Genomic DNA, 25,993 nt, shown 5'->3' on the forward strand with positions numbered 1-25,993 from the left:
GATCATTCTTGCTGGTTAAAATCACCCCTAAATGCGTTGTGAGTTTTGAAGTGAGAACAACTATCTCCTACAACTCACGCCTTATTAGTGTTAATTTTTCCTGCGCAATCTCTGATCACTTATTTAATTCCATTGGTATTATTTCTTTATGTGTCTTTACTAACGAACAATTAATACAGATATTGAATCTGTACATAGCAGTTAATATCATGACTGAAATTGTTTTCATAAACTTAATATGACGAGACAAGCATTAGGATTAGTTGTTAAACCAGTCATACTTAATATGACTGGCTTTGGATGGTTAAACTTATACCGATTACATTAAATATGTTATCTAAATTTTGCGCTGAAAAAACAGTTCAATTCAAGGCGTAAATTGACGTAAATGGCTGTTCCCTTTACGAAATTTACAACGAGGAAGTGAGCTGTTTTAACAAGTAAAATAGATAAGCTATTTACTGTGATTGGTATTAAATAGCTGTGATGTCAGCTGTTGGACCAACATCTTCAGTCGTTAAAGGTGTAGGAGCAGTAATAGTAGGCTCAGATGAAAGTACTTCTAACTCGCCAGCACCTAAAGTACCATCTTCATTATCAGCAGCAGAACCGGTTGCGTATGATTGGTTACCAGACCAGGTATTAGCATCATCATTAGCATAGTTATTAAATAAACTACCTTTGCTTCCCGTCACTAAGTTATCTGAAATAGTAATATCCTTAGGCACGATAGTATAGTTATCTCGACCAATGAAAATACCTCCGCCTAAATTGTTTACTAACGTATTGTCCGTCACAGTCACATTGGTTGGTGCTTCATGACTATTGCCATTAGAACTATCAGAGACATCACCTGAATCAATTAATATAGGACTTCTCCAACTCGTACCCGATAAGTTTTCCATATAATTATTACTCACAGTATGATTTGCGCCGTAAACTCGAATACCGCCTGTTTCGTAATTAGCATCCGTCACTAAGGTACTATCGCCAGTACCATAAAAATAATTATTTTCTGCTTTATTATCATGCCCTAAACGGAACGATAGTGAGCCCATAGAGTTTAAAAAAGTATTGTTTGAGAATGTATTATTTGACGTTTTAACAGTCATAATTTCATTTTCACCATCGGTATCTTCAAACAAGTTATATTCAATTAAATGGTTTGTTTCTACATCTTGAGAACCCGAATCCCCAAAGACGATTGCTTCACGGTCTGAGTCACCTTCAGGGGTCGTATTGCCCTCTTTTACGTAAGGGACAATATTTTTAAAGTAGTTATGATGAATGTGTGCGTTGGTTGTCATCGTTTCAGTATCGTCATCATATTGAAATTTGATGTAACTACCTGAATTGATTTGACCATCGTCGTCTTCAACAACAATATTCTTATCCAGAAACTCATTATATGCAATTGAGATTTTTTCACTTGATTCAGTTAATACCACTGAAGTTTGTCCATCAGTAATATCTTTATGATCAAATGTATTACGTAACACTTTAATATTTTTTGAGTTTACAATTTTGAGTAATGTACTGGCATCATTTGGACCCAATACAAACCCCTGTAAAGTAATGTTTTGAGAGTTAGAAATAGCAGCCGTTTCTAAAATGATACTTCCAACACTTTCAGCACGGATTAAAACTTGAGTATCGAAACAAGTATCTTTAATTGAGATTTCACCATCACCAGAAACAATAATTTCATCTCCACCTTGCACATCTCCACTGTTTAATAACTCGTTTAAATCATCGATGGTTGAATTATGCGTTGCTCCAGTCACAACAGGATTTGCATCATCAGATCCGTCATCGTCGAAAGCATCTGAGCATGCATAAGTGTCAACATCGTCATCGTCACTATCGTCTTCATCATCACTGTCGTTATCGTCATCATCAGAAAGTGCATCAGCGGAAAGGATAGTGAAACGTATCGTTGCTTCAGTACCATCAATAGAGGTGACGGTTACACTCTCTGATACGCTTTCATCTTCATTTAAGTCACCCAGTGTTTCATTTTCTGGTACTTCATAGGTCCATTCGCCATCTGAATTAAGTGAGAATATGCCGTAAGTAGTCGCTATATCCGTTTGCACAATGAAAGCTTCTTCACCATCATCAGGATCTACAATGCTAAGGGATTCATTAACATCGCCATTTTTATAATACAATTCGACTGAAGTTTTTCCGCTTATTACAGCTGCAGTAGATTCAGTAGTGCCATCATCAATTGCGTCACTAGTATCATTTGAACTGCTACCTGAGCCACCACATGCATTTAATCCAGCCATTGCTGAAAGTAATAATAATTTTTTATACACGGTCCATTCCTTGGTCTAATTATAGGTATTTGACAATGTAGTGATATAATATATTAATACAATTCACGAGATCACATTTCCTTATTCAAGCTATGGATAACTATTGATGTTGTGATCAATGTCTTTGGTAATGATAAAATCAAAGGGGTTATAATATATTGAGCTGATAAATAATTGAGCTGAAGTGTCATGTTTAAATTAATGATAAAAACCTACCATAAGTAAAGAATACACACACAGGGAAGGTTAAATAAGATGAAGTTTAATCATATAGGGTCTTATACCATTCCGCCTAATTAGTTGATCAGATTCATCCAATCCCTAGTGCACATTTTTATTACTCTTTGACTATCACTTACAAAGTCATTCCATGCATAACAAACCGCATCCACAATTGACTCATAACCATTAAAACAACGATTAGCTAAATGATGTTGACGCAACCAGCTCCACACTTGTTCTATCGGATTTAGTTCTGGAGAGTACGGAGGAAGCTTAATTACGCTAACATTATTAAAGTCTGTCGCAAGATCTTCTGTATGCCAACCAGCCCCATCCATAATAATGACTGCATGCCGATCTTCGGCGGTACTCATGGATATTTGTTTCAGGTGAGCATACATAATGTCTTTATTGACATAAGGCATTACCATCGCTTGTGATTGCCCATTAGTGACACAAACGGAGCCAAATAAATATGCATATTCAAACTGTTGCTGTTTCACAGCTAATGGTCTGCTACCTGTTTTAGCCCATAGCTTTGTTGTTGTATTTTGTTGTCCAAAACGTGCTTCATCTTGTAACCAGATATCGACTCTATCTAATGAGATATGGCCAGGGATCTTAAGGATCATTTTTATTTGGAATTTTTTTAAAATCTTCTTGAACTTCAAGGGACTGTTTTGGGTGCTTAGAGCGAGAGGTTATCCATGAAAAACCTAAACGGTGAAGTAATTTGTAGACACTTGAAAGGTGGTATTGATGGCCAAAATTATCAGCAATAAACAACTGGATATCAGTGCCTACTAATCGGCCACCCTTATCATTTTTTGTATATTCATTAATATATTGAATTAGTTGAAGTGATTGGATTTCAGATAATCGTAAGGGACGTCCAGTTATCTTTTTATCAATTAATCCATCCAATCCATTTTGATGATATTGAGATATCCATTTATTAACACTAGTACGGCTCACTTTAAGAAATTTAGCGATATCGGTACGAGAGTTGCCTTCTTGAAAGTGCGCTAGAGCAGAATAACGCAGTCTCATACGAACACTTTTATGTGTTTTGGCCAATTCAGAAAAATCATGTTTTTTCATACGTCACCAAGAGAATATAATCAGTTAATAATTAAATACATTAGATCACATAATTAGGCGGAATGGTATTAAAACTTTTTAGACTAATTTTTGAAATAGCCAAAGTTTACCAAACAAGATTAAACATAATTATTTTATACATTGTGACAAAGCAAATTAAAGCGTTAAGTAATACTGATTACATGAAATAAAGGATCTAAATTTTGCGTAGAGTAAATGATTTAGTTTAAGGCCTAAATTGAGGCCTTTCGAAGATTAACTTCGTTAATAGTCTGTCAGAGAATTAACCAAAAAATGTTAATTCTTTAAGGTTTGTACCCTTTACTAAATTTACAACAAAGAAATAAGTTATTTTAACCAATAAAATAGATCAGTTAATTAGTGTGATTGATTTAAGAGTAAAGATAGATTAGCAGCCAAGTTAATTAAGCTTATGAAGTTAACCAGAATAATTGAGCAAGAGTCTGTAAATCAACGTACAGGCATCAAAATGGATAACCAATATAATACTGTTGATATTTATAAGTAATTATATGAAAGCTTCGCTATAAAGTATTCAACAGCTTATTAATGTAAACCGTTGAATACAGCGTTTTTACTGAGAACCACTAAAGCTAAGCGTTGGGTTTTTAATGACGAGTAAAATACCACTTAATATAATCAAACTTGAAATAACAAACACCGTTGACACACTTTCCCCTAAGAATATAAAGCCAGCAATAGCGGCTAATACTGGTACTAATAACTGTACAACTGCAGCAACGTTATGACGTAAGTCTTTTAGTGCTTTATACCAAAGTAAATAACCGACTGCTGATGCCATCACGCCAGATAAAATAGCATATATAATACCTTCTAACGTTAAGAATGTTTTATCCATATTGATTAATACAAAAAGAAAAACAAAGGGTAAAGTACGAAAGAAATTAAAAATAGTATCAGATGTTGGATCGACACTTTTTTTACCGGCTAATGTGTAAAATGCCCAGCTGATACCTGAAACACACATTAAAGCAAAAGCAACAATCGATGGACTAGAGACTTGTGGGGCGAGTAGATAAACAAATCCAGCGATAGCTAATATTAAACCCAATAATTCAGCACGGCTTAATAAATGCCCTTTAAGGACTCGTGTTAGCAGCATGGTAACCTGTACTGTCGCAAATAGAACTAATGCACCCGTTGCGGTATCGAGTTGAATGTAAGCATAAGAAAAGGTCATTGCATAAACAAACAACCAAATTGCGTTAAGCCAACTGCCTTTACTCTGGATATTTTTACTACTAACATTCTTACCACTAACATTGTTATTATCATTTAGCTGACTCGATAAATCTTTTTTATCCAAAGAGTTTGCATTAAAGTAAAAATGTTTAAAAGACAAAAAAATAGCTAAAAAAATACTACCTGAAAGCAACCTGATCACAGTAAAGCTACCTGCATCAACTTGTTGTTCTCCCAATGCTAAACGACAAAAGACAGAATTTGCTGCAAAAGCGATTAATGCAAAACTCGTTAATAAAAAAGTTTTATAAGGGCTATTGGTATAATGTTGCATATTGGGCTCATTGGAGTAAAAGATGAATCTTCTATAAAAACAGTTTTTTACAACATAGTCTAATCAAATTACTTTGTTATCTACAAAATAAATAGCAGCAATTAGTCAAATGAACAAAACCAGAAATAAAGAAGTGGACTATTTTTAAAGGGCTTTCAGGTTTTAAAGGGCTTTCAGGCTACTTGTTTAGGATCATTATTTAAAAGGATAGAGACGTAGCTAATATCTATATAAAAATATCTTAGCATACTGTTTAAAATTAAAGTTAGGGTGCTCTATCAACAATGTTCTCACTCAGTTTACTTTAATGAAGTAACAGTAAAAAGATAATAGTTACGTTTATAGTTGTACTTCTGCATTGTTAATAGCCTAAGTTTATTAAATATGATGCAAACAATAAACTATTATTGTTTCCATCATTGAGCACATAAATCCTTAACGTTAGCCGTATATCACGATGTAAATCTACTTTGGCTATACAACAATAAGTTGATTTTTAAGACTCTGTAAATAACTCTATAGTCACAGTCAGTAGCTTATATAACAGCTTACCCTGATTAGAGCGGGTAAACATCAATTGATTAGTACCTAGTTATGAGACTACAAGTGCACTGATCAAACCGATTAAACCACCGAATACTCCACCCCAAACCACTAACCAGCCAAGGTGTTTTTTGATCATAGCTTGAATGATCTCTTTCACTAATTGGGGCGTTAGTTCATTTAAACGTTGCTCAATAATTCTTTCTATTTTTGCCAAAATATCTTGCATCATGGCAGGGTGTTCAATTTCATTTTTTAGCAATTCAATAAATTTATCATCATTCGTTAAATCGATAATAGAGGTTTTCATGTGCTTTATAAAAGGTTCTCTTAATGGCTTTAATGATTCTTCGCCACCAAACATTTCTAACATTCCACCAAATGATGACTTCATAATCACTTTAATCAAACCATCATAAGTTGGGTTTAAATCTACCTTTTCAATCACAGGTTGTAAGTTTAATTGAGCTGGGGAGAAGCTACCTGCTGATAAAAATCGTTCTACATTTTGTGCTGTAAAAAACTGATTCATCATTAAATTTCTGATACCTGATTTAAACTCTTCAAAATGAGCAGGTACAACACCAGAGCCATATAAGAACGGTATTTTTTCAAATAGCATGAAGATAGCAAGCCAATTCGTTAAAGCACCTGATAACGCAAATAATCCTACCATGGTTAATATTGCGGCAAGTTCAGTTTCTCCCAAAAAAAGCCCAGCCCCTAATATTAATGTAGCAATTAGGTTGGTAACTAAACTCTTATTCATATTTATTCCCTTTTTTATGGTCTTTTATTAAACATTAATAATGCATTTTCTATTTTTTATCGAAAAAAAATCCAGTTATAAAATAACTGGATTCTGATGAGTCACAAATTATTACAGATAAAAGCCGTAATTATTTTGAAACGTCTTCACGTAACTTTAAGCTACGTAATGCTTTATCTAATACGCCATTAACAAATTTGTAAGACTCATCTGTTGCAAAGTCTTTTGCTAATTCAATTGCTTCGTTTAATACTACTTTATGTGGTACATCAGTACGGTATGTTAATTCAAACATAGCTAAACGCAGCACTGCGATATCAACCATATCAACATCTTCAATTTTACGAGAAAGATAAGGTGATAATTTTGTGTCTAATGACTCAACGTTTTGTACTACACCAATCAACAACTCTTTAAAGTAAGGTACATCAGTTTTAGACATATCTTGATCAACAGAGAACTGTTCAATAATTTGCGTTACACCCGTTTGAGTAATTTGCCATTGGTAAACAGCTTGTACAGCAAATTGACGAGCACGACGACGTTCAGCAGGTTTCATAGCCATTATCCTAATTCCGCCATCACATTAACCATTTCTAGAGCACTCAGAGCAGCTTCGCTACCTTTGTTACCCATTTTTGTGCCAGCACGTTCAATTGCTTGATCGATTGAATCCGTTGACAATACACCGAATGCAACAGGGATGCTGTAGTCTAACGAAACTTGTGCCAAACCTTTATTACATTCATTGATAACTAATTCAAAATGAGGTGTTCCACCACGGATAACACAACCTAATGCAACAATTGCATCAAACTTGTTAGAAGCAGCAACGCGCTTAGTGATTAATGGTAATTCAACCGCACCTGGTACACGAACAACAGTGATATTATCATCTGAAATTTGACCAGTACGTTTAAGGGTATCAACTGCACCCGCTAATAACTGCTCGTTAATAAAGCTGTTAAAACGAGAGATCACGATTGCGATTTTAGCGTGTGGAGCGGCTAAGCCACCTTCAATTATTTTCATTTTCTACCCTTATTACAAAATTTTGTGCATTCTAACACAGTTTATTTCTATATAGACATTGTTTATTCAGTGAATATATGGGTTTATTCAGTGATGTATTCAACTACTTCTAATCCGAAACCAGATAAAGCATGATATTTTTTCTGTGAACTAAATAACGCCATTTTTTGCACACCTAAATCACGTAGAATTTGAGAACCAACACCAACACGTCTGCTCGCACCTTGTGCTTTAGCAGCAACACGTTCGCCAGCATCTTCTTGTTTGATATATTTAATTTGTTCTATTAATGATTCAGCTGTTTCTTGATGACCTAACATCACTAACACACCACCATCTTTAGCTAGACGAGTTAATGCAGTGTGCATCGGCCAAGTACGAGGACTTAAACGATCAGAAAAGAAGTTATCAGAAAATGTATTTTGTAAATGTACGCGCACATTTGTTGTTTGATCTGATTTTACTTCTCCATTCACTAACGCAAAATGAACTTGTTTATCAATAGTGTCTTGGTAAGCCACTAAATCAAACTCACCAAATTCTGTTGGCAATTTACATTCGCTCACGCGCTCAATAGTCGTTTCATTGTTATTACGGTATTCAATTAAATCAGCAACAGTACCTAACTTAATATCGTGTAGTTTTGCAAATACTTCTAAATCACTACGACGTGCCATGCTGCCATCTTCATTTAAGATTTCAACAATCATACCTGCCGGCTCACGACCTGCTAATCGAGCCAAATCACAGCCCGCTTCAGTATGCCCAGCACGAGTTAATACGCCACCTTCTTGTGCTTTAAGTGGGAAAATATGCCCTGGCATCACGATATCAGTTGGCTTAGCATCTTTTGCAATCGCAGCTAATACGGTTACTGCACGGTCTGCAGCTGAAATACCTGTTGTAACACCTTTAGCCGCTTCAATAGAAACCGTAAAGTTAGTTGAAAAGGCAGCGGTATTATCTTCAACCATTAATGGTAGTTTTAGTTGTTCACAACGCTCTGCCGTCAGTGTTAAACAGATTAAGCCTCGACCATATTTAGCCATAAAGTTAACAGCTTCAGGTGTTACTAAATCAGCAGCCATTATTAGGTCACCTTCATTCTCACGATCTTCATCGTCCATCAAAATAACCATTTTACCTAGGCGAATATCTTCGATGATTTCTGCTGTTGTATTTAACTTCATTTTGATTCCTTAAATCTCTTGTACTGAAAAGTGTACTAAAATTTGTACTGTTCTATTAACGCTAAGTTATTGTGACTGAAGCATGAGTACTAGCCCATGAAACCACTTTTTGCTAACAGATCCATTGTAGATTGTTGTTTTGTAGTTGTTTTAGCTGCATGCTCACCTAACATTAAACGCTCTAGATAACGAGAAATAACGTCGACTTCTAAATTCACTTGGCTGCCTACAGTGTATTCTTGCATCGTTGTTTCGCTGATCGTATGTGGGATAATAGTTAATTTAAAACTAGCGCCATCAACATCATTAGTCGTTAAACTAATACCATCAACGGTAATAGAGCCTTTTTTAGCAATATATTTAGCTAAATCATCAGGTGCTTTGATCCAATATTCGATGGCATTACCTAAAGGCGAAATAGACGTAATTTCACCAACACCATCAACATGGCCACTCACGATATGACCACCAAAGCGATCATTCATTTGCATTGCTTTCTCTAGGTTAATCATGAAACCTGTTTGAATACTAGAAAAAGCACTTAGTTTAATTGTTTCGTATGATAAGTCTGCATCAAAACCATGATCACTTAAACGCGTTACGGTTAAACAAACACCATTATTAGCAATACTATCGCCAAGTTTGACATCATGCATATCTAAACCGCCCGCATCAACGGTGATAGTCATATCTTTTTCGTTATTTTTGATTGCAGTGATCTTGCCCACTGCTGCAACAATACCTGTAAACATATTATTCTCGATGGTTAATAAGACGAATATCATCACCAATCTGAGTGACAGAATGTAATTTAAGCGTGATAATATCGTTCATCGTTGAAAAGTTGGGTAAGTTTACTAAGTTTCTAGCTTGATCGCCCATTAATTTTGTTGCTTGGTAGAGAATAAATTCATCAACCAAATTATTTTTAAAAAATTCACCCGCTAATGTAGCGCCAGCTTCTACCCATAAGTCATTAATTTCATGTTGATTAAGTAGGCTCATTAACGCATGAAGATCAATTTGATTATTTTCATTTTGAGTACAAATAATTTGTTCTACATCGGCCTTACAAGCTGAAAACGAAGCTGTATCTCGAACAGTCAAAGACACTAATAAAACTTTACCCGGTAAATCAAATAATTTTTCTTGTAGTGTCAGCTTATTGTGAGAATCTAAAATGATACGAATCGGTTGACGAAGATCTGCTTCATCTAATAAAGGCACTATCAAACGCTGGACTATTAACTAATTCTTGATAACGTACATTCAAACTAGGATCATCAGCAAAAACCGTTTTATTACCGGTTAAAATGGCACTTTGTTGTGCTCGATAACATTGAACATCTGCTCTTGCTTGAGGGCCTGTTATCCATTGGCTTAGTCCATTTTTCAACGCCGTTTTACCATCTAAGCTTGATGCCATTTTAACGGTCACACGAGGTCGCTTTAATTTCATGCGCGTAATAAAACCAGGATTCAACGCCTCAGCTTGTTCAGTCAACAACCCTACTTCAACAATAATTCCTGCTTCTTCTAAAAGAGAAAGTCCACGACCAGCGACTTTAGGGATTAGGATCTACCATTGCCACAACCACTCGCTTTACGCTCGCTTTAACTAACGCTAAGGCGCAAGGAGGTGTTCTGCCATAATGAGAGCATGGTTCCAAAGTCACATAGCAGGTTGCACCTTTAGCTTGGTCTTTAGCAGCCGCTAGAGCATGAACTTCTGCATGCCCTGTTCCTGCTTTTTTATGAAAACCTTCACCAACAATCGCACCATCTTTGACAATGACACAACCCACATTCGGGTTAGGTGATGTTGTAAAACGTCCATGCTTAGCAAGTTCTATTGCTCTAAGCATGTATTCTTTATCTAGTTCAGTAAATGACATGTGATAATTACTTTTTAATTTAAAATGTTAACTAATTTTTTAGTTTTTATAGGATTACTTATTCACTTTATCAAGTTTTGCAATTTCTTCACCAAACTCTTTTACGTCTTCAAATGCACGGTAAACAGAAGCAAAACGAATGTAAGCAATTTTGTCTAAACCCTTTAATAAGTCCATAACTAATTCACCTACCATCTTTGTAGGGACTTCTCGCTCACCTGTCGCACGTAAGGTCGACTTTAGTTTGTTCACCGCACTTTCTACTGCTTCAATACTAACAGGACGCTTTTCTAAAGCGATATTAATGCCAACTAATAATTTTTCTTCGTTAAAAGGTTCACGACTACCATCTGACTTTATCAGACGAGGCATAATTAATTCAGCCAGTTCAAAAGTCGTAAAACGCTCATTGCATTCATTACATAAACGGCGACGACGAACTTGAGAGCCTTCAGAAACAAGGCGAGAATCGATAACTTTTGTATCTTGTGCATTACAAAAAGGACAAAACATAGTGTATTTCTCTGTGTAATAAACGACGGAATAGCGTATTAGCTTGTTATATATAACTTTATTAACTAATAACGGACTAATTATAGGGGTTAAGATAGCCTGCTAATTTAACATAATTTCACTCTTAAATGGGACTTTATCGTCAATAATTAAACAAAAAGTGATATAAGAATTTAAATAATAAACTCTTTTTTATAAAGTCGTTTTGAACGAATTATGTAGAATAGTGATATATTAAAGAAAAAATATGAAGAAAATAAACGCATACAAAAAAGCCGCTAAATAGCGATAAACTATTTAGCGGCTTTTTTATTTCTTAGTAATTAATAAATATAACTTGGTGGTGTGATAAACCCTTGATAACCATTTGCGTGTAACCCTATTAACCTTTCTAGTTGCTCATTATCTTCAACTGCAGTAATGATAACTTCAATATCCAATCCACGGGCCGTATTAATAACAGCTCTGCTTAAAGCAAGGCGTTCTGTAATTTCATTAACTTCTACATCGTTACTTGAGTTACATGATAAGGATTGGTCTAGTTTTACATAATCTGGTTTGATCGTTTGTAAGTATGCAACAGACCCCATTTTTCTTCCATAATGGTCAATACCTACTTTACCTTCTTTTTCTTTGACAATATTAGTAAATTTTTGACTCTGTTTTGGATAAGCCAACACAGTACTTTCTTGTATTTCAAAATGGAAACGATCAGGATTTTTTTGTCGACTGAGAAAGAGTCCTAACCAATTATGAAAATTAAGATCGAGTACACTATCCTGTGTAATGTTGATGGCTACTTTCTCTTGGTTAGCAAGCAAAGTTGGATGCTCTGCAATATCTTTAAGCAAAGACTGGTCAAATTCACTGCCTAACTCTAATTGTTCGATATAAGGCATAAATTGTGCAGCTCGTATTACATTCTCTCCAATTTGCAAACCGCTATAGATTTCACGCTGCATCACGTTGTCATTTTTAAATGACATGACTGGATGCCATTGCAATAAGAAATGACGTTGAATAATAGCTTCTTGTAAAAGTTCTCTCCACTGTGTTAATTCTAGTTCTTGTTCTTGATTATTTTCAAACCAATGAGAAACTTCATTATTATTTAATGCAGACTGTAATGCATCATCTGCATTTCCTAGTAATTTAGAAGCTGATATTCCTTGAGTTCTGACTGCAACACCTATTGCAAATTGCTCTTCATCTTTATAGTTTGCACTAACCATCGCTTGATTAATCAAACGAATAACATGTTGTACATACACTTTCAACTGCTGAGGTGATGCTTTTGTAACCAAGAAAACAAATTCTCTGCTAGAGATACGAGCAATCACACAAGGAGCAAGAGCAGGTAATGATTGTTGCATCTCTTTTGCTAATATCTGGATGGTGTTGTCTCTTACTTGATAACCAAACTGCTCATCTATTTTTTCTAACCAATCTAATCTCGCGATTAATAGACCTCCATAACCAGGATCTTTTATCCAACTTCCAAGCTGAGAATTTAAGTACAAACGGTTAGGCAACTGTGACACTTTATCAGTTAACTTTTCATTTTTTAAAGAAACTACTTCTGTATCTAATTGGGAAAACATAGTTTGTAGCTGACCTGACATACTATTGATTGCTAACACCACTTCTTTAAGTTCTATTGTATCAGGGGTTTCTAAATCAGGTTGAAATTCGCGCTTAGCAATTAATTTAGCCTGTCCTGCAACACGATGTAAAGGAGCTAGAATTTTTCTCAAACGGAAACGTAAAATAGTTAAAGATAGAACAAATAATATCGTTAACGTAATTAATGTATCACTCATTACTTTCCAAAGCTGACTGTACCCAATTGCAGGATTAGCTTCTAATTTTAAAGTCGCTAATTGTATCCAACCATTAGTAATAGTACTCTCTGTGCTTTGTGGTCCAAATAGCTCTAAATTCAAAAACCATTGTGGTACCCCTTCAACTTTTATAGGGTTATCCCAAACCTGAGTTTTATCATTGTCTAGCCAAGTAAGACTTACTTTTTTATAAAAGCCACCTTCAAAAATAACATTGATTACCGTTTCAGCAGATGCAACATCGCCTGTTTCAAGGTGTGGTTTCAACATCAGGGTCAACGCATTTGTTGTATTATTCAAATCAGAAGATATCTGACTTTCCATAAACCCTTTTGTCTCGGTAAACTGAAAATACGCCAAACTCGTTACTACTAGTAAAAATAATCCTAGTAATAAAGAATTGATCTGATTAAACAGTGTCATAAATAAGTTACTCCATTGATGTAACAGGTTGCTTTAATTGATTAAGTCCCATACGAAGGTTTAAATCATTCCATCGTTTGAGCCTACTTGGTTTTCCTGCAACACGTCCTTGTTTTTTTACATTGTTTAACCATAACAGCTTACCGTTAAAGCTATACACAGGAATTAAGTCTTTGCGATCATTCGCTTTTTTTATTCGACCATCGATATTATCTAAGATCAATGGTTCTGATGTTGGAGTTGCATAATACGCAACAACCATATGATATTGATTTAATGTAAGTGACTTAACCATCACAATTCTTAATTTATCATCTGCAACACCTATCGCTAATAAACTAAAATATTTAGCTAAAGCAAAGTCTTCACAATCACCAGCATTGACACCTATAAATTCAACGGGTGTTGCCCAATAATTACTTTGTCCCCAAAGCTTTTTATCAGTAGTGAATCGTAATTGGTTAAAAAAACGATTCGTACTAACTAACTTTTGATGTTCACTTTCATATTGTTTATTCAGTACTTTTAACCATGCAGTACCTCTTTTAGCAGCACGAGCACCATAGTTTTTTTGCAGTGTAGAAATGAGCTTTTTACTATTGAAGTTTAATGAAACACTTGCATATAGATAATAACTACTCATATATGCAAGAACACCAATAACAAATATATTTATTAATGAAGCTCGCTTCCAGCGCATTAAAGTATTAATTACTGTTCACGCTGATCGACACTATAAATATTCCATTTCATATCAACAATCTCTTTACCACCAATAATCTCAGCAACAATACGTCGATTTTGTGCATTCACATTATCATCGTTACCTTCGAATAGAAGTTGATCAAATCCAAAGCCTTTTGCGTTAACTCTGCTGTCATCAATCCCATATTGTCTAACTAATATCGACTTAACCGCTTTAGCTCGATTTAGAGATAATTCTTTATTATGTTCGGCAGTTCCAACGATGCTAGTATGCCCTTCTATCGATACATTAACCGATTTATATTCTTTCATTAAACCAGCTAATTTTTCGATTTCAGGATAATATTTAGCGTCAACAATAGATGAATTATTATCGAAGTTAACTAATAATTTAACCCTAATTTTTTCAACAATATCAGTACCGCAACCATCATTACCAACAGCTGCTCCTGAAATGGTATCAAGACAATTATCACGAGCAGTAATAATCCCATCCCCTTCAGGATCGGATAAATCGTATATTTGCTCTGTTGGTTTTTCTGTCATATCAATGATATTAATTGAACAACCACTTAATAATAAAACGCTGGCTAATAGACTAACCTTTTTCATTGTAAACTCCACCCTCAAATTGCTCTTCACCCTTCCATGACTCAGGACGAGTGACTCGTAATGAATCTAATAATATTCCCATTGCATGTAATATGCGATATTGAGCGGTTATTTCTGAAAACTCAGCTTCTAAGAAATCACGACGTGATTCAAAAAGTTCATTTTCAGTATCTAATAAATCTAATAAACTACGTTGGCCAACTTTAAACTGTTCTTTATAATCATCTTGTGTATTTTTCGCTGCAATAACATGCATTTTTATATATTTCTTTTGCAGATTTAAAAGCTCATAAGCATCCCATGATAAAGTAAAGCCTTCTTTTACTTCTCTATGTGCAGTCATGTTTAATGCTTTTGCTTGATTGATTCTATAAGCAGTTTCTTTGGCGTAGGCTGTATCTTTTCCGCCTGCAAAGAGGTTGTATCTAAAACGTAGCATGGCAACGACTTCATTATTTTCACCACCAACGCCAGTGCCTGTATTAGAACCATCGACACCATCGATATTATCATTAAAGTTAGCATCAACTTCAAAAGTCACATCAGGATAATACTTAGATTTAGCAGAATTATACTGAGCAGTAGCCGATTGAATATCATTACTTGCAGCCCAAACAGAAGGATGATTCTTAAGTGCAATTTCAAGACCTTCGGCTTGCGTAGCAGGTAGCATACTGCTGTCAGGATATGGAATAACAAGATTCTCAGGTGCCTGATCAATCACACTATAGAACATTGTTTTGGCATCTAAATAGTTATTTTTAGCTGCAATTAAGCTAGATTCAGCTTGTGCTAAACGGCCACTGATTTGTGACAAATCAGCTTTACTACTAAACCCTGAGTCCGTACGTTCTTTAATTTGATCATAAATATCAACATGCGATTGCAAGTTTTTTTCTGATAAGGCGACTAATTCTTTAGCTTGCATGAGACCTACATAAACCCTAGTTGCTTCTAAGCTAAGGTCTTCTGCTACTGAATGTAATCGCCATTGTTCCGCACTTGTTGCATAACTGGTACGGTCAACTTCACTGCTTGTTTCAAAACCACTAAATAAATTTTGTCTAAAACTTAAACCTAACTCTCTTCTAGTAAGACTCTCAGTATTATTACCGGAATCGTCATAACCTCTTGTAGTAACACTATCAGTATACTCTCGGCCTAAACCACCAGTTAAATCCAAAGTGGGATAATAACCAGCTTCAGCCTGTTCCACTTGTTTTTCACTTACTTTAAAGCGTGTAAATGCTTCATGAATTTCAGGGTTACTGTCTAAAGTATGTGCCACTGCTTGCTCTAATGATTGACTATAAGCTTGCAAAGGCAGTAGTGCTAGGGAACTAAAAGCAACTAAAGAAAAATTTTTAGTTATTCCACGTTTTAATGGTCTCATTCTATCTCCATGTCCATATCTAAATTTAATATTCACGTAACGCCATTTCTTTGGCTCTTAATATCGGGTTAAGTATATATTCAAGTACAGTCCTTTTACTGACCATCACGTCAACACTTGTCAACATTCCAGGAATAATAGGCATATCTATTTTATTATCTTTATTCATATTAGATTCAGTTGTACGGATTCTTACAATATAAAAACTATTGCCTTCTTCATCCTGAGTCGTATCAGCACTGATCAGTTCAACGACACCATCTAAGCCACCATAACGAGTAAAATCATAAGCTGTAATTTTTACTCGAGCAGGTAAACCAACATGAATAAATGCAATATCTTTAGGGATAACTTTAGCTTCGACTAACAGTTTATCTTCTGTTGGAACAATTTCTAATAATACCTGACCAGGCTTAACTACGCCACCCAATGTATTGATATGCAAGGTTTTTACCGTTCCTACTACTGGAGAGGTAATTAAGGCTTTGCTTACTTTATCTTGAACACCTACTTGAGCTTCAGTGATACTTGATAATGCAGCCTGCTTCTCATTTAATTGCGCACGTGCATCCGTACGGAAATTGAATACAAGCTCGCGTCTTTTTAAAATAGACTCTTCTAGAGCAGATTCATTCCTAGGAATCTGAGTCCGTAATGCATTTAACTCACCATTAAGCTGATTAACGGTACGCTGCAATTTTAATAACTCTACTTCAGGCACTATATTTTTTTTAGCCAGAGGGCGCGTTAATTTGAGCTCTCTATTGGCATAACTCAAACTACTTCTCAGCGTACGAATCTTCGACTGTAACTCTTTTATTTCTTGTTCACGTTGTAATATTTGCTGAGCTTGAATCGCAACTTGATTATCTAAACTATTCAAACGCCCAACATATTCATTTTGTTGACGTTCGACTAAAGTGGCAGCTGTTGTTTGCAAGTCTTCTGGGAATTCTAGTTTCTTTTGTTCTATTTTTATCTGTAACTTCCAATCTTTTGCATTGGCAATCAAAATACTACCAAGTTCAGCCCTCAGACGAATAATATCAGCTCTCAATGCATCGACCTCTTGAACTTGCTGTGCCATATCTGAACGAAAACGGGTGTCATCAATGCGCGCTAAGGGTTGCCCTTTAGTAACAACCATCCCTTCCTTAACATAAAGTTCTTGTAAAATACCCCCATCTAAACTCTGAATAACTTGTACTTGAGAAGAAGGAACCACTTTTCCTTCTCCTCGTACAACACGATCTAATTCTGCAAAATAAGACCAAACAAAGAAACAAATAAATAAAGCAGTTAAAGCCCATATAGTTAAGCGTTGTGCTGTAGGAGTTTCCGTTAGCATTGCACCATAGACATCATCAGCCATTTCTAAATCTTGTTTAGATATTTTCATGTTCTGCTCCTTTACTCGCAGTAAACTTTCCTGCTGAAAGTTGCTCTAAAACAATATCTTTAGGGCCATTTGCAACAATTTTCCCGTGATCTACAATGATAATTCTATCTACTAACTGTAATAAATGCATTTTATGAGTAATAAGTAATAAACTTCGATTTTTAACGGTCTGTTTCATAGATAAAATAAACTGTTTTTCAGAACGTGCATCTAAACTTGCAGTAGGTTCATCAAGTAATAGAACTTGAGGGTCGTTTAAAATAGCACGGGCTAATGCCACTGCTTGACGTTGCCCCCTAGAAAGAGAAACACCACCTTCGCCAACTTGTAAATCTAACCCCTCTGAAGCAAGGTCAGTAAACAAGCAAACACCAGATAATTGTGCAGCGCGTAATAATTGATATTCAGTAACTTGTCGTGTTCCAAAAAGAATGTTGTCTTTAATAGTACCGTGAAATAAAGTAATATCCTGCGGTAAGTAACCGATGTTACTTCTTAAGTCACTCGGATGTATCTGCTCTTGATGTAAACCATCGTAACGTATACTACCTAATGATGGTTTATATAACCCAAGAATTAGTTTTGCAAATGTTGTTTTACCTGAACCATTACGTCCGATAATAGCAATTTTCTCGCCAGGTTTAATTTGTAAAGAAAATGGGTATAACGCTGTTTTTTCGGTATTAGGATATTTAAATGACACTTGCTCACATTCAATATTACCTTCAAGTTTATTACGGCTAACAAGATGACCTTTATTTTCAAATTCACTCTCTTGTTTCATAATTCCATCTATTTGACGTAATGAACTCATTGTTTGATTATAACGAGTCATTAACCCAGCAATTCTGCCCATTGGAGCAATGGCACGGCTTGATAACATAACAGCAGCAATAATTGCCCCCATTGAAATCAAACCTTCAGAAACACGATAAACTCCAAGAACGATTACGGCTATTACCGTCATTTGAATAATGAAACTAGAGACATTAGAAACGGAGTTAGTTACCATTTTAACTTTAAGTTGCCATTTAGCCGTATGACCAACCATTTGTTGCCAGGTGTGCTGAATTAATCCTTCGGCACCATTGGCTTTAATTGACTCTAAAGAAGATAAACTTTCAATTAAATGGCCATGTTTTAAACCCGAAAATTTATTACTTTCTTCAATGGCGACTTTTAATCGAGGTTGCACTGTCAAGCTATAGCCGAGTATAAGCACTGTCGCGATTATAGCGAAGTAGGCTAAATCACCTGCTACTAACCAAATAATGAAAATGAATAAAATTGAAAAGGGTAAATCTACTAATGCAGTAATAGTTGCGGATGATAAAAATTCCCGAATGCTATCGAATTCACCAATTTGACGCGCCATACCACCGATACTAGAAGATCTTTTCTCTAACGGTATACCGACTGCTTTAGCAAATAATTTTGAAGATATTTCTACGTCTACTTTTTTACCAGCAACATCAATTAAGTAACCTCGAATTTGCTTTAAAATAAAGTCAAAAATATACGCAACAGAGGCACCTATCGCTAATACCCATAATGTTTCAAAGGCAAGATTAGGTACTACTTTGTCATACACATTCATAATAAATAAAGGTGATAGCAAAGCAAATATATTAATTAATATAGAAGCAATGATAACGTCACGATAAATTGGTGCAGATTCACGAATGCTATTCCACAACCAATGAACAGTAGTTTCTTGTATATGAACATCAAAGTGACGATCGCCATGATACTTTTGTTTAATTAAAAATAAATAACCAACATATTCAGATTCAAGTTCTTCAACAGAGAGCTGTTCCTCTCCACCAGTTTCAGGAAATGAAACTCGAACTTGATTTTTAGTCAAATCTAGCTCATGTAAAATACAAGCCCGCTTATTTTTAAGCATTAAAATACAAGGCAACAACATATCTGGTAGTGTATTTAAACTTCTACGATCTAACTTTGCACTTAAACCAGCTCGACTTGCAGCCTGAGGTAAAAGTTCAGGAGAGAGATATTGATTGGTTAATGGTAAACCGGCAGCTAATGCTTCTGCAGAACAAGGTGTCGCAAAATATTCACTTAATAACACCAAACAGTCTAATAGAGGGTCGTGCCCAATACGAGTTGATGCATTAATTTCCCATTTATCTTTTTGAGAATTTTTTTGATTCAAAGTTGACCCTTTATTATCAATAACAATAGTAGTGCTATTTTAAAATGCCAATAGTACTAATATTGGCATATAAAAATGCTTTAACATCTTATAAAGATTCTAGCCTATATATAAATGTAATATCAAATAATACTGTCATCTGTAGTATCGATAGCTGCTGCAGTTGTCCCTGTATCTACTACTGTTTCAGTGATAACTAAAGCGCCGCTGTCAAAAAGACTGTTAATAACAGTTTCAACTTCATCTTCACTCAGTGCACCATCATGAGTCACGCCATCTAATTGAGTATCTTCCAAGACAATCGTTGTCCCTTTAAATGTGTTAAACGGATTTTCATTAAGATTATTACTACTGACGCTTAGGGTTGTATCTGTACCATTAAAACTAATATCGAAATATTTACCTAAATCACCTTCAGTTTCCCCTTGCAAGAGATCACTTAAGTCTAATTTATCGCCTTCTTCAACATTAAAATCTGAAATCGTATCAGAACCAAATGTGTCTTGATCTGTCCAAACAAAGGTATCTGCTCCATCGCCGCCAATTAAGATATCAGTACCTATGCCTCCAGTCAGGATATCGTCCCCTAACCCACCATCGAGAGTATCAGTTCCTTGTTCACCGTATAACTCATCATTACCTGTATTACCAAATAATATGTCGTTATTATCTCCACCAAATAATTGGTCATTTCCGCCAGCACCACTTAATGTATCATTACTAGATAAGCCGGAAATAATGTCATCTCCATCACCTCCCGTTATTTCATTAGGAGTGCCGTCACCAACAAGAACTTGATCATCAGTAGAGTCAGTGGAATCATCTATTGTATCAGCATCTATTAGTCCTGATTCTGCATTATGAGTAACAGTGACGTAGGCTGTAGCAGTATTTGAAATATTACCATTTATATCAATAATATCATAAACAAATGAATCTATTCCTGTATATCCAGAATCTGGTTCATAAATAACCTCACCATCAACAATGGTTATAGTCCCATTTTCAGGATCACTAACTGAATTAACTGTAATCCCTTCTCCAGTATCGTTAGACAATAGTTCAACTGTAACAGATGTATCTATAACAGTACTTATACCTTCAGCATAAGATAGGTTTTCTGCAACCCAAATATTATTAGCCTCAATATCTAAAATAGCGGTTCCTGCAGGATACATATTTAAGACAAGATCATAGTCACCAGCTTGGTCCCAATAAATAATCTCAATTGAGTGTAGGCCTTCGGTTAAAGATAATGACAAACTCGTTTGAATACTTGAAGTAATTGCAGAGAATGTGATAACTGCTTCACCATCAATAATTAGTTCAAAACCATCATCATGCTGAACATCGATAATATATAAACCTTCTTCTGCTACATATAAATTACCGGTTAAATCTATAATTCCATCTGTTGCTGTAGTAGATGAACCACCATTAATAGTTGCAATAGAATCAGCATCATCATTTAAGAAACCAATTAAATTGTTTGGTACTCCATCACTAACATTCGCAGCTAAATCAGCGCCAAAGACATTCGTGTAATCAAGTTGAGTAGAGGTAAATGCAATATCAGCTGTTGGATTAGCTGCTATATAATCTTTCACGATAGTTAAAGAAGAAGTATTTCCCCCTTCGAGATCTTCATCATAACCCCAATATTGTCCAGAAAGACCACTAATAGGGGCCTCTGCATCATCAACTGCAAGAAGAGTATCTGTGCCATTAATTGTAACAACAATATCCTGTGTTTCACCATTTAAACTCACGGTGAAAGTTTCAGTTATTTGTTCATCGCTATCTAAGTAAGCAATGGCACTATTATCAACTTCGTATGACCAATTGCCATCTGCATCGATTATTAATTCACCTAAAGCAGTATCACCGTCGTTTGCTCCTACAAATGTAACTTCAGGTGCAAAACTTTCACTATCAGCAGTATCTACATCAGAAAAAGTGAGCGTTCCTGAATCAATTAATTTACCATCAGTAACGGAATCTCCTTCGGTAACAGAGCCTTCAGCACTATCGCCGACTAATGAATTAACAGTAATTTCTGTAGGATCTTCTGCCCCAAAAATAAATACGCTAATCTCTTGTTCCGTACCATTGACAGTGATCACAAAGTTTTCGACTATTTGATCACTTTCATCTAAGTACTGCACCAGGCTATTATCAACTACATACGACCAAACACCACCACTTGTAATTGTCATTGTACCCAGTTGACCAGTACCTGAAGTTGAACTTACAAAAGCAACGTTCGCATCAAAACTAGCACTATCCGAATCGTCAGCATCGGTGAACTGGAATCGACCACCATCTGTAAGTTGTCCTGAAGTTACGTTAACATCTTCAGTTACGAACCCTCTTTCAAATGCAGTACCGACGGGTTCAATTGTTGTCGGATCATCTGAACCATTAATAGTAATAGTGATATCGTGCGTCGTACCATTTAATGTAACGGTATAAACTTCTGTGATTGTTTCGCCTTCACCTAAAAACTGTACGGCGCTGTTATCAACTTCATAAGTCCAATTACCATCAACGTCAATAGTAATCTCACCTAGAGCAGTATCTCCATCTTCTGTTGGTGAAAACTCTATCGTAGGTTCGAAGTTCTCGCTATCTTCAATATCAACATCAGAGAATGTTAACGTACCACTATCTGTAAGTTTACTATCTGTTGTTACATCGATATCTTCTGTTACTTCACCTAGATCAGAGTCTGAACTTCCGACTAATATTTCAGTTGGGTCTTCAACTGGGCTTACAGTTACAGTGACCGTTTCAGTGTTGTTATCTTCATTCGTGTAAGTGAAGGTATCCGTGCCGTTGAAATCGGCATTCGGTGTGTACGTCACGGTGCCATCATCGTTAATCGCGACCGTACCGTTAGCACCGTCTGTCACTGACGCAACCGGTGATGTAACGCCATCGGCATCGGTATCATTACTGAGCACATCGATTACCACAGGCGTATCTTCATCCGTTGTTGCGCTATCGGCAACTAGAACGGTGTCATCTGCAACCGGATCAACCGTCACAGTCACCGTTTCAGTGTTGCCATCGACATTGGTATAAGTAAAGGTATCGGTACCATTGAAATCAGCATTCGGCGTGTAGGTAACCGTGCCGTCATCATTAATAGCAACCGCGCCGTTAGTGCCTTGCGTGACTGTATCAACCGGTGATACTTCGCCGTTATCGACATCAGTATCATTCGCCGTAACATCAATGGTGATTGGTGTATCTTCGTTCGTTGTCGCTGAGTCAGCAACCAATACCGTGTCATCTGCAATTGGATCAACCGTGACCGTTACGGTTTCAGTGTTGCCATCGACATTGGTATAAGTAAAGGTATCGGTACCATTGAAATCAGCATTCGGTGTATAAGTCACGGTGCCATCATCATTGATCGCCACAGAGCCATTCGCCCCTTGCGTGACGGTATCAACCGGGGATACTTCACCGTTATCAACGTCAGTATCGTTCGCGACTACATCAATCGTAATCGGCGTGTCTTCATTCGTTGTCGCTGAGTCAGCAACCAATACGGTGTCATCTGCAATTGGATCTACCGTGACCGTCACGGTTTCAGTATTGCCATCGACATTGGTGTAAGTAAAGGTATCCGTGCCGTTGAAATCAGCATTCGGTGTATAAGTCACGGTGCCATCATCGTTGATCGCAACCGCGCCGTTAGCACCTTGCGTGACCGTATCAACCGGTGAAACTTCACCGTTATCAACGTCAGTATCGTTCGCGACTACATCAATGGTAATTGGTGTGTCTTCGTTCGTTGTCGCTGAGTCAGCAACCAATACCGTGTCATCTGCAATTGGATCAACCGTCACAGTAACCGTTTCAGTATTGCCATCGACATTGGTATAAGTAAACGTGTCCGTACCGTTGAAATCGGCATTCGGTGTGTAAGTTACCGTACCATCATCGTTAATCGCCACAGAGCCATTCGACCCTTGCGTCACGGTATCAACTGGGATACTTCGCCGTTATCGACGTCAGTATCGTTCGCGACTACATCAATCGTAATCGGCGTGTCTTCATTCGTTGTCGCTGAGTCAGCAACCAATACGGTGTCATCTGCAATTGGATCAACCGTCACAGTGACCGTTTCAGTGTTGCCATCGACATTGGTATAAGTAAAGGTATCGGTACCGTTGAAATCGGCATTCGGCGTGTAGGTTACCGTGCCGTCATCATTAATCGCCACAGAGCCATTCGACCCTTGCGTGACCGTATCAACCGGGGAAACTTCGCCGTTATCAACGTCAGTATCGTTCGCGACTACATCAATCGTCACAGGTGTATCTTCGTTCGTTACCGCTGAGTCAGCGACTAATACGGTGTCATCTGCAATTGGATCAACCGTGACCGTCACGGTTTCAGTATTGCCATCAACATTGGTATAAGTAAAGGTGTCCGTACCGTTGAAATCGGCATTCGGTGTGTAAGTTACCGTACCATCATCGTTGATCGCAACTGTACCATTCGAGCCTTGCGTCACGGTATCAACTGGGGATACTTCACCGTTATCGACATCAGTATCGTTCGCCGTAACATCAATCGTGATTGGTGTGTCTTCATTCGTCGTTGCGCTATCAGCGACTAATACGGTGTCATCTGCAATTGGATCTACCGTTACCGTCACGGTTTCAGTGTTGCCATCAACATTGGTATAAGTAAACGTATCGGTGCCATTGAAATCAGCATTTGGTGTGTAAGTTACCGTACCATCATCGTTGATCGCAACTGTACCATTCGAGCCTTGCGTGACTGTATCAACTGGGGATACTTCACCGTTATCAACATCAGTATCGTTCGCGACTACATCAATGATAATTGGTGTGTCTTCGTTAGTCGTTGCGCTATCAGCGACTAATACGGTGTCATCTGCAATTGGTTCTACCGTCACAGTCACCGTTTCAGTGTTGCCATCGACATTAGTATAAGTAAAGGTATCGGTGCCATTGAAATCGGCATTCGGTGTGTAAGTTACCGTACCATTATCGTTGATCGCAACTGTACCATTCGAGCCTTGCGTCACGGTATCAACTGGGGATACTTCGCCGTTATCGACGTCAGTATCGTTCGCGACTACATCAATCGTAATCGGTGTGTCTTCGTTAGTCGTTGCGCTATCAGCGATTAATACCGTGTCATCTGCGATTGGATCAACCGTGACCGTCACCGTTTCAGTGTTGCCATCGACATTGGTATAAGTAAAGGTGTCCGTACCGTTGAAATCGGCATTCGGTGTGTAAGTCACGGTGCCATCATCGTTAATAGCCACGGTGCCATTCGAGCCTTGCGTGACTGTATCAACTGGGGAAACTTCGCCGTTATCAACGTCAGTATCGTTCGCGACAACATCAATCGTAATCGGCGTGTCTTCATTCGTCGTTGCGCTATCAGCGACTAATACGGTGTCATCTGCAATTGGATCTACCGTGACCGTCACGGTTTCAGTGTTGCCATCGACATTGGTATAAGTAAACGTGTCCGTACCATTGAAATCGGCATTCGGTGTATAAGTCACGGTGCCATCATCATTAATCGCAACCGCTCCGTTAGCACCTTGCGTGACCGTATCAACTGGGGAAACTTCGCCGTTATCAACGTCAGTATCGTTCGCGACCACATCAATCGTCACAGGTGTATCTTCGTTCGTTGTCGCTGAGTCAGCAACCAATACGGTGTCATCTGCAATTGGATCTACCGTCACAGTAACCGTTTCAGTGTTGCCATCGACATTGGTATAAGTAAACGTATCGGTGCCATTGAAATCAGCATTCGGCGTGTAAGTTACCGTACCATTATCGTTGATCGCAACTGTACCATTCGAGCCTTGCGTCACGGTATCAACCGGGGATACTTCGCCGTTATCAACGTCAGTATCGTTCGCGACTACATCAATCGTAATCGGCGTGTCTTCATTCGTCGTTGCGCTATCAGCAACTAATACGGTGTCATCTGCGATTGGGTCAACCGTCACAGTAACCGTTTCAGTGTTGCCATCGACATTGGTATAAGTGAACGTGTCGGTGCCATTAAAATCAGCATTTGGCGTGTAAGTTACCGTACCATCATCGTTGATCGCAACTGTACCATTCGAGCCTTGCGTCACGGTATCAACTGGGGATACTTCACCGTTATCAACGTCAGTATCGTTCGCGACTACATCAATCGTCACAGGCGTGTCTTCATTCGTTGTCGCTGAGTCAGCAACCAATACGGTGTCATCTGCAATTGGATCTACCGTCACAGTCACCGTTTCAG

Annotated in this window: 17 protein-coding genes and 1 pseudogene; all 18 read right to left on the reverse strand. The window is 37.2% G+C overall.

The features are described 5' to 3' along the window. Nucleotides 1–473 precede the first annotated feature (473 nt). Nucleotides 474–2,321 carry a chondroitinase-B domain-containing protein gene (locus tag GQR59_RS10420; protein WP_201288049.1) on the reverse strand — a complete coding sequence of 616 codons (1,848 nt, stop codon included), beginning with the start codon at nt 2,319–2,321 and terminating at the stop codon, nt 474–476. 296 nt (nt 2,322–2,617) lie between these two features. Beyond that, a protein-coding gene (locus GQR59_RS10425; protein WP_442966185.1) for an IS630 family transposase occupies nt 2,618–3,644 on the reverse strand; the annotation gives its coding sequence in 2 pieces (ribosomal slippage) (nt 2,618–3,193 and nt 3,195–3,644; 1,026 coding nt in all). 595 nt (nt 3,645–4,239) lie between these two features. Continuing rightward, on the reverse strand, nt 4,240–5,202 hold the full coding sequence (locus tag GQR59_RS10430) for a DMT family transporter (protein WP_160062256.1): 963 nt from the start codon (nt 5,200–5,202) through the stop codon (nt 4,240–4,242). A 592-nt stretch (nt 5,203–5,794) separates the two neighbouring features. Next, nucleotides 5,795–6,514, reverse strand: coding sequence for a DUF445 family protein (locus tag GQR59_RS10435; protein WP_160062258.1), 720 nt, complete (start codon nt 6,512–6,514; stop codon nt 5,795–5,797). A gap of 130 nt (nt 6,515–6,644) precedes the next feature. Then, complete coding sequence (nusB, locus tag GQR59_RS10440; RefSeq protein ID WP_160062566.1) at nt 6,645–7,073, reverse strand: transcription antitermination factor NusB; 429 nt, start codon at nt 7,071–7,073, stop codon at nt 6,645–6,647. Nucleotides 7,074–7,078: 5 nt separating this feature from the next. Then, nucleotides 7,079–7,546 carry a 6,7-dimethyl-8-ribityllumazine synthase gene (ribH, locus tag GQR59_RS10445; RefSeq protein ID WP_025562783.1) on the reverse strand — a complete coding sequence of 156 codons (468 nt, stop codon included), beginning with the start codon at nt 7,544–7,546 and terminating at the stop codon, nt 7,079–7,081. Nucleotides 7,547–7,629: 83 nt separating this feature from the next. Continuing rightward, nucleotides 7,630–8,736: a bifunctional 3,4-dihydroxy-2-butanone-4-phosphate synthase/GTP cyclohydrolase II gene (ribBA, locus tag GQR59_RS10450; protein ID WP_160062260.1), complete on the reverse strand. Its 1,107-nt coding sequence runs from the start codon at nt 8,734–8,736 to the stop codon at nt 7,630–7,632. Between the two features lie 89 nt (nt 8,737–8,825). Further along, the gene (locus GQR59_RS10455) at nt 8,826–9,488 is read right to left on the reverse strand and encodes a riboflavin synthase (RefSeq protein WP_160062262.1); all 663 of its coding nucleotides are present in this window, start codon (nt 9,486–9,488) and stop codon (nt 8,826–8,828) included. A 1-nt stretch (nt 9,489) separates the two neighbouring features. Next, nucleotides 9,490–10,631: pseudogene (gene ribD, locus GQR59_RS19005) on the reverse strand (bifunctional diaminohydroxyphosphoribosylaminopyrimidine deaminase/5-amino-6-(5-phosphoribosylamino)uracil reductase RibD). Nucleotides 10,632–10,685: 54 nt separating this feature from the next. Then, nucleotides 10,686–11,144 carry a transcriptional regulator NrdR gene (gene nrdR / locus GQR59_RS10465; protein WP_160062264.1) on the reverse strand — a complete coding sequence of 153 codons (459 nt, stop codon included), beginning with the start codon at nt 11,142–11,144 and terminating at the stop codon, nt 10,686–10,688. A 323-nt stretch (nt 11,145–11,467) separates the two neighbouring features. Further along, a complete protein-coding gene (locus GQR59_RS10470) occupies nt 11,468–13,408 on the reverse strand; it encodes a bifunctional diguanylate cyclase/phosphodiesterase (RefSeq protein WP_160062266.1) in 1,941 nt (646 codons plus the stop codon). A 7-nt stretch (nt 13,409–13,415) separates the two neighbouring features. Beyond that, nucleotides 13,416–14,108 (reverse strand): transglutaminase-like cysteine peptidase, encoded by a 693-nt coding sequence (locus GQR59_RS10475; protein ID WP_160062268.1) that lies wholly within the window; start codon nt 14,106–14,108, stop codon nt 13,416–13,418. A gap of 11 nt (nt 14,109–14,119) precedes the next feature. Further along, nucleotides 14,120–14,725 (reverse strand): OmpA family protein, encoded by a 606-nt coding sequence (locus GQR59_RS10480; protein ID WP_160062270.1) that lies wholly within the window; start codon nt 14,723–14,725, stop codon nt 14,120–14,122. Then, nucleotides 14,712–16,118, reverse strand: coding sequence for a TolC family outer membrane protein (locus GQR59_RS10485; RefSeq protein ID WP_160062272.1), 1,407 nt, complete (start codon nt 16,116–16,118; stop codon nt 14,712–14,714). The genes GQR59_RS10480 and GQR59_RS10485 overlap by 14 nt, the downstream gene beginning before the upstream one ends. A gap of 25 nt (nt 16,119–16,143) precedes the next feature. After that, on the reverse strand, nt 16,144–17,517 hold the full coding sequence (locus tag GQR59_RS10490; RefSeq protein ID WP_160062274.1) for an HlyD family type I secretion periplasmic adaptor subunit: 1,374 nt from the start codon (nt 17,515–17,517) through the stop codon (nt 16,144–16,146). Next, complete coding sequence (locus GQR59_RS10495; RefSeq protein WP_160062276.1) at nt 17,504–19,693, reverse strand: type I secretion system permease/ATPase; 2,190 nt, start codon at nt 19,691–19,693, stop codon at nt 17,504–17,506. Before GQR59_RS10495 ends, GQR59_RS10490 begins: the two co-directional genes overlap by 14 nt. A 122-nt stretch (nt 19,694–19,815) precedes the next feature. Beyond that, a complete protein-coding gene (locus GQR59_RS10500) occupies nt 19,816–23,658 on the reverse strand; it encodes a beta strand repeat-containing protein (RefSeq protein ID WP_236546714.1) in 3,843 nt (1,280 codons plus the stop codon). Between the two features lie 20 nt (nt 23,659–23,678). Next, nucleotides 23,679–25,993: beta strand repeat-containing protein (locus tag GQR59_RS10505; RefSeq protein ID WP_160062280.1), on the reverse strand; the 2,315-nt coding region annotated here is incomplete at its 5' end.

The sequence above is a fragment of the Psychromonas sp. L1A2 genome (genome assembly GCF_009828855.1).
Classification (GTDB): Bacteria; Pseudomonadota; Gammaproteobacteria; order Enterobacterales; family Psychromonadaceae; genus Psychromonas.